This window comes from Shewanella pneumatophori (assembly GCF_023283895.1).
GTDB lineage: Bacteria > Pseudomonadota > Gammaproteobacteria > Enterobacterales > Shewanellaceae > Shewanella > Shewanella pneumatophori.
This window is the reverse complement of the sequence record NZ_JAKILB010000003.1, coordinates 351945-364076: the sequence shown is the minus strand read 5'-3', so window position 1 is coordinate 364076 and position 12132 is coordinate 351945. Positions and strand designations below refer to the sequence as shown.

The following is a 12132-nucleotide window of genomic DNA, read 5'->3' as shown; positions in this document are numbered from 1 at the left end:
AGCAAAATGGTTTTTTGCTAGATGATATATAAGGATGTAGCTTGTAGGGGATATAGGTAGGTATCTGAATTTCAGTCTGAAATTTGTACGCTTTATTATGGTTGCGGATTATGGCGATGTTCTGTGCTGGGCGCAACTGAAAACGCACACCTTTCGGTGTGCGTTTACATTATTACTGTATAGCTAACTACATATTTGGGTAGTTAGGGCCACCGCCGCCTTCTGGGGTCACCCAAGTAATATTTTGACTTGGGTCTTTAATGTCGCAGGTTTTACAGTGAATACAGTTTTGGCCATTGATAACAAACTTCTTCTCGCCAGCCTCTTCAACGACTTCATAAACACCAGCAGGGCAGTAGCGCTGTGCTGGTTCATCAAACTTAACTAAGTTGACATCAATTGGAATACGGGCGTCTTTTAAGCGCAGATGACACAATTGATCTTCTTCATGATAAGTATTTGAAAGGTAAACTGACGACAGCTTATCGAAGCTGAGTTTGCCATCTGGTTTTGGATAATCAATTTTACTGTAGGCACTGGCTTCTGCCATCTGAGCATAATCAGGCTGATCATCGCGTAAAGTGACAGGCAGCTTACCGCCAAACCAGTTTTGGTCGATAAAGTTAAACGCACCACCTAAGTAAGTACCAAATTTATGCATCGCAGGGCCAAAGTTACGTGAAGCGTAAAGCTCCTCTTTCAGCCAACTTTGATCAAAGCGATCTTGTAGACAATCAAGATCTTTACCCGACTCAACACCGGCCATCATAGCCTGCGCGAGAGTTTCTGCGGCTAAAATGCCACTCTTCATTGCAGTATGAGTGCCTTTGATTTTAGCAAAGTTCAAGGTGCCGGCATCACAGCCAATAATCATACCGCCAGGGAAAGTCAGCTTAGGTAAAGAGTTTAGGCCGCCTTTAGTGATTGCGCGTGCGCCATAGGCAATACGTTCACCACCAGTAAGAGTTTTAGCAATAACCGGGTGAGTTTTGAAACGTTGGAACTCATCAAACGGGCTAAGGTGTGGATTTTTGTAGTTAAGATCGACAATTAAACCCACGGCGATTTGATTATCTTCAAGGTGATACATAAAACCACCGCCGGATGCACCGTCTACTAACGGCCAGCCACCAGTGTGTACAACTTTACCCAGTTCATGTTGCTCGCTTGGTACCGTCCAGATCTCTTTAAAACCTAAACCATAGTGTTGCGCGGTTTTACCATTATCAAGATGGAACTTCTCGATAAGCTGTTTGCCTAGATGACCGCGGCAACCTTCGCCAAATACTGTGTACTTAGCGTGTAGCTCCATGCCAGGCTCATAACCGTCTTTAGGTTGGCCATCTTCGCCAACGCCCATGTCGCCAATTTGAATGCCTTTAACACTACCATCTTCGTTGAATAGCAATTCACTTGCAGGGAAACCGGGGAATACCTCTACACCTAACTCTTCGGCGCGTTCAGCTAACCAGCGGCATAAATTGCCGACACTGATAATGTAGTTGCCGTGGTTATGCATAGTTTTAGGGACAAGGGCATTAGGCATGGCTCTGGCGTCAGTTGCAGAGCTGAGCATATGGATTTCATCATGAGTGACCGCAGTATTGAGCGGGGCGCCTTTATCACGCCAATCATCAAAAAGTTCATCAAGCACTTTTGGCTCGAACACTGCGCCAGATAAAATGTGCGCACCCACTTCGGAGCCTTTTTCTACCACGCAAACAGTTAGCTCTTGGCCACTGTCTTTAGATATTTGCATTAAACGACATGCAGCGGCTAACCCAGAGGGGCCTGCACCCACGATTACTACATCGAATTCCATCGATTCGCGTTCCATCAGATCACCTTTCCTTCTTATTCCCCCGCTGACAATAGTGCAAATTGAATCAACCACACTATAAACGGGTGTTTTAATGTTTGCTTCACCTTACCTGAAAATCGCTTAAGGTCACAGCGTTTCCACACTTGTGATGCAGATATTTTAATCGATTTGTGGCGTGATTACTGTCACAAAAACTTTATATGTGCAGCTTTTTGACGGCAAATGTGGCCTCTAGGGTATGGTTTGTCACAGAAATACGCCTATAATCAAGGTTGACGGTTCTCCGAGCTTCTTACCCTACGTCGAGACAGATACGGGTTTTTAGCCGTGGCAATAACGCCACCGGGGTGGGAAAAGAAATGATCTCACCTCCCCTTACTTGGAAAGGTGATCATGTCCCAACTACAAGACAATTTTGGTCGACGGTTTCATTATTTACGTATGTCAGTGACTGATGTATGTAACTTTAAATGCACGTATTGCCTCCCTGATGGCTACCGCCCAGACGGTAAGCCTAAGTTTCTCGATCTCAATGAAATTGAGAACTTGGTTTCGGCTTTCTCGCAAGTGGGCACGCAAAAAATCCGCATTACTGGCGGTGAGCCCTCGCTGCGTAAAGACTTTACCGACATTATTCGCATCGTTAACGACAACGATAAAATCAACACCATTGCCACGACAACTAACGGTTATCGTTTAGCTAAGCATGCTCAAGAGTGGTATGACGCAGGGCTAAGACGCATCAATATCTCGGTTGATAGTTTAGATCCTAAGATGTTCTACCAGATCACTGGTGAGAATAAGTTTGATGAAGTCATGCGTGGGGTTGATGCGGCATTAGAGGCAGGCTTTGAGCGAGTTAAAATCAATGCCGTACTGCTAAAAGGTCTTAACGACAAAGACCTACCGCGTTTTTTACATTGGATTAAGAGCACGCCGATAGATCTGCGCTTTATCGAATTAATGGAAACCGGTTTAGGCCACGACTACTTCAAAGCTCACCATTTAGCGGGTAATGATATTAAGCTGCAGCTAGAGCAAGCGGGTTGGCAATTTGATACGCCAGCGCCGGATGACGGCCCAGCGCAAAACTTCAGCCATGAAGACTATCAAGGTCGTATTGGCCTTATCATGCCATACGCTAAAAATTTCTGTGCCAGCTGTAACCGTCTTCGTGTATCGGCCAAAGGTAAGTTACACCTTTGCTTATTCACTGAAAATGGCGTCGATCTGCGTGATTTGCTGCAGTCGACTGATCAACAAGCGGAATTAATAGAACGCTTGCACGGCCAGTTAGCACAGAAAAAAGAAACCCACTTCCTACATGATGGCATTACGGGTGTGACACAGCACTTAGCCTCAATTGGCGGCTAATTAAATTCTGATCTGACGCAACTTAGTTGCGTCAGAAGCTGGGTATAATTGTCACAAACACTCAGTAAGCAATGATTCGGATAAATAAGAGACCATAATGGGACACTGCACTCAAAGCCAGTTTACGGCGCTTAATATTGCTGTTTTAACCTTATCTGACACCCGAGATTTTACTTCTGATACTTCAGGTGCTTTCCTCGCCACAGCATTACTTGAGGCTGGGCATACGCTTGCTGATCGACAGATCATTAAAGACGATAAGTATCAAATTCGCTCAGTGCTTTCTCAGTGGATTGCATCCGATGATGTGCAGGTAATTATTACCACAGGTGGTACAGGTTTTACCGACAGAGACAACACCCCTGAAGCGGTTAAGCCGTTATTTGATCGTGAGATTGAAGGCTTTGGTGAGCTGTTTAGGCATATCACTTATACCGAGCTTGGCACTTCAACAGTGCAGTCTCGCGCACTTGGTGGTTTTGCCAATAAAACGGCAATTTTCTGCTTACCAGGCTCAACCGGCGCGTGTAAAACCGGTTGGAATAAGCTGATTAAAGAACAACTTGATGCAACACATCGCCCTTGTAACTTTGTGATGCACGTGAAAAAAATCACCGAATAGATCTCGTAAGAGCTCTATATTGCGGTACTTTGACCATATTTTTAGAAAAAGGCGTAACTCTAATGACCAATGCTTTTACCCATATTAATGCAGATGGCAATGCTCACATGGTAGATGTGACCGATAAGTCTGTAACTGAGCGTGAAGCGCGTGCAGAAGCTTACATTGAGATGGCGAGCGAAACCCTAGAAATGATTATGAGCGGCAGCCACCATAAAGGTGATGTATTTGCTACCGCGCGTATCGCAGGTATTCAAGCAGCTAAAAAGACTTCTGATTTAATCCCACTTTGTCACCCGTTAATGCTTACCAAAGTTGAAGTTGAGCTTGAAGCACAACCTGAACATAACCGCGTGTGGATCCGCAGTTTATGTAAGCTTTCTGGTAAAACGGGTGTTGAAATGGAAGCGTTAACGGCGGCATCTACAGCCGCATTGACCATTTACGATATGTGTAAAGCCGTGCAAAAAGATATGGTGATTTCTCAAGTTCGCTTAACTGAGAAACGTGGCGGTAAGTCTGGGCACTTTAAGGTATAGAGAAGATTATGATTAACGTATTATTTTTTGCACAAGTTAGAGAGCTTCTAGGCACTGCAGGCGTAAAAGTTGAAGCAGGCGAAAACACCCAAACAGCTGAAGGCTTACGTGCAACCTTAGCGGCAACTGATGACAAATGGGCTAAAGTGCTTACATCTGACAAGCTATTAGTTGCGGTAAACCAAACGATCAGCCAGTGGGATACCCCAATTGTTGATGGTGATGAAGTGGCATTTTTCCCACCAGTAACTGGAGGTTAAGATGATCCGTGTACAAACTGCAGATTTCAGCGTACCTGATGAATATCAGCTAATTAGCCAAGATAACAGTGACGGCGCAGTCGTGACTTTTGTGGGTAAAGTGCGTGACTTTAATGATGGTAGTGCGGTTACCGATCTGACACTAGAGCATTACCCTGGCATGACCGAAGCGGTACTGAATCAGATTGAAGCCGAGGCGCGTGAGCGCTGGCCATTAAATAACGTCACCATTATTCACCGTGTTGGCGCCATGGCGTTAGGCGAGCAGATTGTATTTATTGGTGTTACCAGCGCACATCGAAAAGCAGCATTTGCTGCCTGTGAGTTCTTAATCGATTTTCTAAAGACCAAAGCACCGTTTTGGAAACTAGAAGCCGGTGATAAGGGCGCAAACTGGGTTGAAGCCCGCGACGCCGATGAGCAAGCAGCCAAGATGTGGGATAACAAAGCTTAAATTAGCCTTGTATTGCTAGGAGAAGAGCTTAATGAAGTTTAGGGTAGTGATGTTAGCGCTGTTGTTGCCGTTACTGGTTCTCAGTAAAGGTGTGTTCGCGGCGCAAGATGTTCCAGCTATTGCTGCGGCATCGAGCATTAAGTTTGCACTTGATGATATTGCTAAGCAATTTACCCAAGAGACCGGGCGTAAAGTGCGGATCTCCTACGGCTCTTCTGGCAACTTTGTGGCGCAAATTAGAAACGGTGCGCCATTTGAGTTGTTTCTGTCTGCTGACGAACGTTATACCCAGCAATTAAGCCAAGCTAAAGAAACCCCGGATGACGGCGTTATTTATGCAGTTGGCCAGCTAGCCATAGCGGCACCTAAGTCGTCACCTTTACCTTTAGATGGCGATTTAGCTGGAGTTAAACAACTACTGCAATCCCAGCAATTAAAGCGTTTTGCCATTGCTAACCCAGATCATGCGCCGTACGGTGAGCGCGCCAAAGAAGTGCTGCAAAAAGTAGGGCTTTGGCAAGATATTCAGCCGAATTTGGTGTTTGGTGAAAACGTCTCGCAAGCGGCGCAGTTTGCGGTAAGTGGTGCCACGCAAGGTGGTTTAGTGGCGTTATCTTTAGCGGTTGCGAAGCCTTTCAAAGCGCGCGCGAATTACGTGCTGATCCCACAAGAGTATTATACGCCGCTGGATCAGCGTATGGTATTGACCTTAAAAGCGGGCGAAACCGCTAAACTGTTTTATAGCTATTTGCAGTCTGACACTGCTCAGTCTGTGTTTGCCGATTACGGCTTTGCGAGAGCGACTAATTAATGGATTGGCAAGCCTTACTGCTATCAATAAAACTCAGCACAGTTACAGTGCTTATCTTGATCCCCTTGGCAATTATTGCCGGACGTTTTTTAGCTTACCGTCATTTTCCCGGTAAGTCGTGGGTTGAAGCCCTAGTTATGGTGCCATTAGTGCTGCCACCTACCGTTATTGGTTACTATTTGCTGGTGGGTTTGGGCAGTGAGTCTTGGCTTGGGCGTACGCTAGAGCAACTGCTTGGTCACCAATTGGTGTTTCATTTCTCTGGGCTGGTGGTCGCGTCAATCTTAGTTAATATTCCTTTTGCTATTCAGCCTATCCAACGCGCTTTTGAAGCTGTGCCTGAAGACGTGCGTGATGCAGCCGCTTGTTGCGGCATGAGTCGCTTAAAAGTGCTATTTAAAATCGAGCTGCCTATGGTGTGGCCGGGTGTACTGACGGCTATGGTGCTGTGTTTCTCCCATGTACTTGGTGAGTTTGGTGTGGTCCTCATGATGGGGGGTAATATCGCTGGAGAAACTAAAACCATCGCCATCTCTATTTATGATAGCGTGCAGGCATTCGACTTTGCTAGTGCAGGTAATATGTCACTGGTGTTATTACTGTTTGCAGTTACTGTGCTTGCCTTGACGACTAGCTTGTCTCGCCGTGTTGGAGGCCAGCATGTCGCAAACCGTCGCTGATCTATATTGCCGTATTCAGCAAGCCAAACCGATTAAACTTGATGCTGAATTTGTTTGTAAAGCCGGTGAAGTCTTAGCGGTTGTCGGCCCATCTGGCGGTGGTAAATCAACCCTATTAAGGATGATTGCCGGTTTATCTCAGCCTGAAAGTGGTGAGATCCGCTATGGTGACAAGCCTTGGTTTAACGCTGACGATAAAGTTCAGCTGTCACCACAGCAACGTCACTTAGGTTATGTGCCGCAGCATTTTGGTCTATTCCCGAATCTAACCGCGCTGGAAAACGTGGTTGCCGCGCTAGATCATATTCCTAAAGCTGAGCGCGAAGCGCGCGCCAAAGATTGGCTTGAGCGGGTTAATTTACATGGCTTGCCAGATAGACTGCCTGCGCAATTATCTGGTGGACAGCGACAGCGAGTGGCATTAGCGCGGGCGCTTGCTCGCGAGCCTTCAGTCTTACTGCTTGATGAACCGTTTTCTGCGGTGGATAGAGAAACCCGTGAGCGTTTATATCTCGAGCTTGCGAGACTAAAAGAGCAGTTAGCCATTCCGGTTATTATGGTGACTCATGACTTGAATGAGGCTTTATTGCTGGCTGATAGCATGATTTTAATTAGCCAAGGCAAGATGCTACAGCAAGGACGTCCGCGTGAAGTGCTAACGCGTCCACGTGATGAAGCCGTAGCTAAACAGATGGGGCTACGTAATATTTTTGATGCTGAAGTGATTGCGCAGGAAGAAGAGCGCCAGATCACTTGGCTTAAGTTTGGTGAGCACCTTATTGCCAGCACCTATTTTGACAGTCTAGATATCGGCACTAAAGTGCGCTGGGTTATTCCAAACCAAGGGGTGCGCTTTAATTCGATTAAAAAGGGTAGATTGTGCCGCAGCTTTAACAAGCTCGATATCACCATTGATTCGATGTTGGTGATGGGTGAGAGCGTAAGAGTATTAGCCAGCGTAGTTGGGGTTGAGCATAAGATCCATGCTGAAGTGCCACTGCATCTAGCGCAGCAGCTAGAATTAGCAGTAGGAACAGAGACCACAGTGGCGCTGAAATCTGAATTGATCCATATTTTAGATTAGCAGCGCAGAAGCTTGAGCTAACTTCTATAGTGAGCAGTATAAATAAGCGAATGAGGTTAGCTTAATTCGCTTACCCTTTCGTATGATCAAAGTTTAATCTTTGCTCCATCTAGATATTACATAGAATGTCATACTATGTACTCCTACATTAGTGAGGAGTTTTATTTTATGTCTAAGAAATTAAGCGGTTTAATTATGTTGTCTGCGGTATTAACGCTACCTGCAATGGCTGCATATAATGGTCCAGGCCCAGCAAGTCATGTGAAAACTGCAGCAGAAGCGGCAAAAGCACAAGACGATACCCCAGTTGAGCTAACTGGTTATTTAGTCCAAAGCTTGGGCGATGAAAAGTATCTTTTCCGCGATGACAGCGGTGATGTTGAAGTTGAAATTGACAATGCGTTATGGCGCAATATTGAAGTTTCAAGCGATTCAAAAGTCACACTTGTTGGTGAAGTAGACGATGAGTGGCAAGGGATTGAAATAGAAATTGACAGCATACGTCTAATTTCTGAATAATCCTTTATTTAAAGTGGTTTAGCGTTTTATTTTCGGAGGAGCCATGGCTCGCTGGCTAATTGGTTTATTGTTAGTTTCTGGTAGCTCGTTTGCCGGACAAGGCTTGTATTCAATGATTTCAGCTGGTAACTATCCATTACCAACGACAACCATGTTACAGCTTGAATCTGCGCACGAAGGCGTGATCTCTGAATTTGAAGCGGAAATCGAAAATGGCGAATTAGTCTATGAATTCAAAATGATCGATCCACAAGCAAAAACCATTACCGAATATGAATATCGAGCGATAGATGGCAGCTTAATCGAACGTGAAGTCGGTCGTCTTAAAAAAGACGACAATGACGAACTAGCTGGCGTATTAATGCTGCAACAAAATGGTTTATCGCTGTCAGATATGTTGACCTTAGTTAGCCAAGAAAGCGACGGTTATATCGTCAAAGCGGAAGTCGACAACGACTTAGGGATCAGCTATATAGAACTAGAGATCCTTGATATTGATGGCAAGCGTAAGCTGGCTTTTGATATCGAAAACAAACAATTACTACCACTGCTCAAATGGGATTAAAACATGAAAATACTCATGGTTGAAGATGACACGACTACCATCGAATACGTCGTAAAAGGATTTGTTGAGCAAGGGCACAATATTGAAACGGCAACCGATGGCCATCAAGGGCTATTGCTTGCGACCAGTATGAAATACGACTTGATCATATTGGACCGTATGTTGCCACAGCTCGATGGGCTGAAATTACTTGCTGCGCTACGAGCAACAGGTAGCCAAACGCCGGTATTGATTTTATCGGCGCTAAGCCATGTAGACGAGCGAGTTAAAGGCTTGCGCGCGGGTGGCGATGACTACATGACTAAGCCATTTGCTTTCTCTGAGCTGCTTGTACGCGCTGAAAAGCTAATGCAGCGTGGTGAGTCACAACCAACGATTACCGATCTTAATGTTGGGCCGTTGACCATTGAGCTGCTGACTCGTAAAGTCACGCTAGATGGACAAGAGATCTTATTGCAACCAAAAGAGTTTCAGTTGCTTAAGTACCTAATGGAACACGTTAACCAAGTGATTAGTCGTACATTGCTGTTTGAAGCAGTGTGGGATTACCATTTCGATCCTCGTACCAATGTTATTGACGTACACATAGCTAAGCTTAGACGTAAGTTTGAAGAGCTTGGCCATGGTGAATTAATCGAAACTGTACGAGGTGCTGGATATCGGTTACGCCAAGGGCATTAAGCCCTATCAGAGTAGTGCCTGGCGCATTACCATCATTTTCTCAGCCCTAGTAACTGTCATTATTGGCACCTTGTTACTGGGGATGTACCGCCAGCTGATCAACGAACAAGAGTATCAGCTGGACTTGCATCTAGACGCTGAAATGACCCGCTACCAACAGATGGCGCTGACCCTTGATAGACGCAGCTTTGCGACTCAGGTGAAAAGTGCCGACCCTAAGGTGGCGTTAATTGTTTGGCGTAACTCCCTTGATTTAGTCGGCTCACTGAGCATGATCCCCAAAGATATGCCTATGCTACCGGAAAAACGTGAGTTTCCGGTGTTTACTGGCGGGCCTGAAAAGCTACATATCTTAACCGGGGGCATGGTGATGACCCGTTACGGGCCAATGCTGATTGCAACCCGAGTCGATCAGCTCGGTACCTTAATCGATAAATTTACCAATGCGGCGATTACGGCATTAATGCTTACCGTGGTGTTAACGCTGGCGCTGGGTTATCTGTTTTCTAAAGCGATTTTACGTCGTCTAGTACAGTACAACCGCTTAAGTAAGAAAATCGAACAAGGGCAATACTCTACTCGTTTGCCAGTCAGTTGGCGCCAAGATGAGTTTGATATGCTGGCCAAGCAGTTTAACGGTGTGCTGGATGCGCTTGAGCAAAATTTGGCAGCGGTGCGCGGTGTTACCGACAATATTGCCCATGACCTGCGTACGCCGCTATCGCATTTGCGCATAGGGCTAGAGCAATTGCCGAGTAAGCCGAAAGAGGAGCTTAGCGAAAGCTGCGCGATTATTACCGAAGAGTTGGATCATTGCTTAGCGACGTTCGATGCGATGTTGTCGCTCACTCGTATTGAAGAGGGCCAGCAAACCCTTGAGCTACAAGATGTTAGCCTGGTGGCGATTAGCCAAGATCTGTTTGAAATGGCTGAGGCGATGGCTGAATTTAACGGTCAATCATTAACGCTTACAACGGGTGAAGAGTTCCAAGTAAGTGGTGATAAGTATCTGTTATTCCAAGCACTGTTTAATTTAGTCGATAATGCGATTAAATATTCAGGCGAGGGCGCAGAGATCCGTATCTCGCAGAATCGTAATGTGATTTCAATTCAAGATAATGGCCCTGGGATCCCTGAGCCGTCGCGGGAGAAAGTGTTCGAGCGTTTGGTTAGACTCGATCCAAGCCGCCACCATAAAGGCACAGGTTTAGGTTTGTCGATGGTGAAAGCAATTCTGTCGCGGCATAATGCTAAAATAGCCCTGAGCAGTAGTTACCCCGGGCTAAGAGTGACCATCACGTTTTAGCCTCAAGATCAGCAGTTAAGCCGAACCCGTTAATTTAGGATCTCAATGTACCAAGTCATTGCCGATGAACACGACTTTATCGTGATAAATAAAGCCGCCGATGTTCACTTTCATAGCCAAGATGGCACAGCTGGTGTGGTGGCGCAGGCTGAAGCCGACTTAGGCATTAAGCTTTATTCAGTGCATAGACTCGATACTTTAACCTCTGGGTTAATTATTCTTGCTAAATCAAGCCAAGCCGCCGCCGAGTTTACGCGGATGTTTGCAGCGCACTTAGTGCAGAAGTATTATTTGGCGCTGGCTAAAGGCAAGCCTAAAAAGAAGCAAGGCTGGGTGATTGGCGATATGGCCAAGTCTCGCCGTAGCATGCATAAGCTGTTACGTACTACTGATAACCCAGCGATAACTCAGTTCTTCTCGCACTCGGTTGGGAAAGGCGAACGCTTATATTTACTCAAGCCTCACAGCGGTAAGACTCATCAATTGCGAGTTGCTCTCGCTAGCATTGGCACGCCGATTTTAGGCGATACTTTGTATGGCGGCGCAGCAGCTGACAGAGGTTATTTGCACGCCTATAGTTTGCACTTTAACTATTTAGAGCAAAGCTATAGTTATACAGTGGTACCCAATTCAGGTGAGGTATTTGCACTGCCTGAAGTGGCTGCACAACTGGGCGTTTGGCACCAACCCAATGCGCTAACTTGGCCAAGTCTTAAGAAAAGTTAGCCACTCACCACAGATAGACAGAATGTTTAACCTATGTTCTGCAAGCTCTATACAGAAGTTAATATTCGCGACGATATCTACTGTAAATCTGCTTTTTCATTCACAAATCTGCCTATAACGAGTAGGATATAGCCCTTAAAAAGCCCTGTAACAGGGCGCTGAGTTTAGTTATCGCTAATTACTAAATCATAAGGGCAGATCATACCGTGCATAAGCGAGCAATATATCCTGGAACATTCGATCCTGTGACCAATGGTCATACAGATCTCATTGAGCGTGCGGCAAATTTATTTGAGCAGGTGATTATTGGTATTGCGGCTAACCCTTCTAAGCAGCCAAGATTTAGTTTAGAAAAGCGCGTCGAACTACTCAAAACCGTTACTGCTCACCTTGATAATGTCGAGGTAGTTGGTTTTAGTGGTTTGTTGGTGGACTTTGCAAAACAGCAAAATGCCAGTGTGTTAGTGCGCGGGCTGCGCGCGGTATCTGATTTCGAATACGAGTTCCAACTCGCCAATATGAACCGCCGATTAAGCCCAGATCTTGAAAGCGTATTTCTAACGCCAGCTGAAGAAAATTCATTTATCTCCTCAACCTTAGTGAAAGAGGTTGCGCTGCATGGCGGCGATGTGACTCAGTTTGTCCACATTGAAGTGGCCAATGCATTAACGACTAAGGCTAAGTAGTTA

The 12132-nt window shown here is 45.7% G+C and carries 15 protein-coding genes and 1 riboswitch; of the genes, 14 read left to right on the top strand and 1 reads right to left on the bottom strand.

Annotation, left to right across the window (positions count from 1 at the left end):
* Positions 1 to 187: 187 nt before the first annotated feature.
* Positions 188 to 1837, bottom strand: a complete 1650-nt coding sequence (locus L2740_RS06960) for an electron transfer flavoprotein-ubiquinone oxidoreductase (protein ID WP_248949362.1) — start codon at positions 1835 to 1837, stop codon at positions 188 to 190.
* A 254-nt stretch (positions 1838 to 2091) separates the two neighbouring features.
* A riboswitch (molybdenum cofactor riboswitch) is annotated at positions 2092 to 2228 on the top strand.
* Here L2740_RS06960 and moaA point away from each other — a divergent pair.
* The 14 genes from moaA to coaD all read left to right on the top strand — a co-directional run bounded on the left by moaA (position 2216) and on the right by coaD (position 12129).
* Entirely contained in the window at positions 2216 to 3196 is a 981-nt protein-coding gene (gene moaA / locus L2740_RS06955; protein WP_248949361.1) for a GTP 3',8-cyclase MoaA, read from the top strand. It overlaps the preceding riboswitch by 13 nt.
* Positions 3197 to 3293: 97 nt before the next feature.
* The gene (gene moaB, locus L2740_RS06950; RefSeq protein WP_248470356.1) at positions 3294 to 3818 is read left to right on the top strand and encodes a molybdenum cofactor biosynthesis protein B; all 525 of its coding nucleotides are present in this window, start codon (positions 3294 to 3296) and stop codon (positions 3816 to 3818) included.
* A 62-nt stretch (positions 3819 to 3880) separates the two neighbouring features.
* A complete protein-coding gene (gene moaC, locus L2740_RS06945) occupies positions 3881 to 4357 on the top strand; it encodes a cyclic pyranopterin monophosphate synthase MoaC (RefSeq protein ID WP_041411171.1) in 477 nt (158 codons plus the stop codon).
* A gap of 8 nt (positions 4358 to 4365) precedes the next feature.
* Positions 4366 to 4617: a molybdopterin synthase sulfur carrier subunit gene (gene moaD, locus L2740_RS06940; RefSeq protein ID WP_248949360.1), complete on the top strand. Its 252-nt coding sequence runs from the start codon at positions 4366 to 4368 to the stop codon at positions 4615 to 4617.
* A 1-nt stretch (position 4618) separates the two neighbouring features.
* Positions 4619 to 5071: a molybdopterin synthase catalytic subunit MoaE gene (gene moaE, locus L2740_RS06935; RefSeq protein ID WP_248470358.1), complete on the top strand. Its 453-nt coding sequence runs from the start codon at positions 4619 to 4621 to the stop codon at positions 5069 to 5071.
* A 31-nt stretch (positions 5072 to 5102) separates the two neighbouring features.
* A complete protein-coding gene (modA, locus tag L2740_RS06930) occupies positions 5103 to 5882 on the top strand; it encodes a molybdate ABC transporter substrate-binding protein (RefSeq protein ID WP_420833511.1) in 780 nt (259 codons plus the stop codon).
* Complete coding sequence (gene modB, locus L2740_RS06925) at positions 5882 to 6562, top strand: molybdate ABC transporter permease subunit (protein ID WP_248949359.1); 681 nt, start codon at positions 5882 to 5884, stop codon at positions 6560 to 6562. The genes modA and modB overlap by 1 nt, the downstream gene beginning before the upstream one ends.
* Positions 6543 to 7646 (top strand): ABC transporter ATP-binding protein, encoded by a 1104-nt coding sequence (locus tag L2740_RS06920; protein WP_248949358.1) that lies wholly within the window; start codon positions 6543 to 6545, stop codon positions 7644 to 7646. The genes modB and L2740_RS06920 overlap by 20 nt, the downstream gene beginning before the upstream one ends.
* Positions 7647 to 7814: 168 nt before the next feature.
* Complete coding sequence (locus tag L2740_RS06915) at positions 7815 to 8165, top strand: NirD/YgiW/YdeI family stress tolerance protein (protein WP_248949357.1); 351 nt, start codon at positions 7815 to 7817, stop codon at positions 8163 to 8165.
* A gap of 43 nt (positions 8166 to 8208) precedes the next feature.
* Positions 8209 to 8730, top strand: coding sequence for a PepSY domain-containing protein (locus L2740_RS06910; protein ID WP_248949356.1), 522 nt, complete (start codon positions 8209 to 8211; stop codon positions 8728 to 8730).
* Positions 8731 to 8733: 3 nt separating this feature from the next.
* Positions 8734 to 9411 carry a response regulator transcription factor gene (locus tag L2740_RS06905; RefSeq protein WP_248949355.1) on the top strand — a complete coding sequence of 226 codons (678 nt, stop codon included), beginning with the start codon at positions 8734 to 8736 and terminating at the stop codon, positions 9409 to 9411.
* Between the two features lie 82 nt (positions 9412 to 9493).
* Complete coding sequence (locus L2740_RS06900) at positions 9494 to 10717, top strand: sensor histidine kinase (protein WP_248949397.1); 1224 nt, start codon at positions 9494 to 9496, stop codon at positions 10715 to 10717.
* A gap of 45 nt (positions 10718 to 10762) precedes the next feature.
* Positions 10763 to 11443: a TIGR01621 family pseudouridine synthase gene (locus L2740_RS06895; RefSeq protein ID WP_248949354.1), complete on the top strand. Its 681-nt coding sequence runs from the start codon at positions 10763 to 10765 to the stop codon at positions 11441 to 11443.
* 206 nt (positions 11444 to 11649) lie between these two features.
* Complete coding sequence (gene coaD / locus L2740_RS06890; RefSeq protein WP_248949353.1) at positions 11650 to 12129, top strand: pantetheine-phosphate adenylyltransferase; 480 nt, start codon at positions 11650 to 11652, stop codon at positions 12127 to 12129.
* The last annotated feature ends 3 nt before the right edge of the window (positions 12130 to 12132 follow it).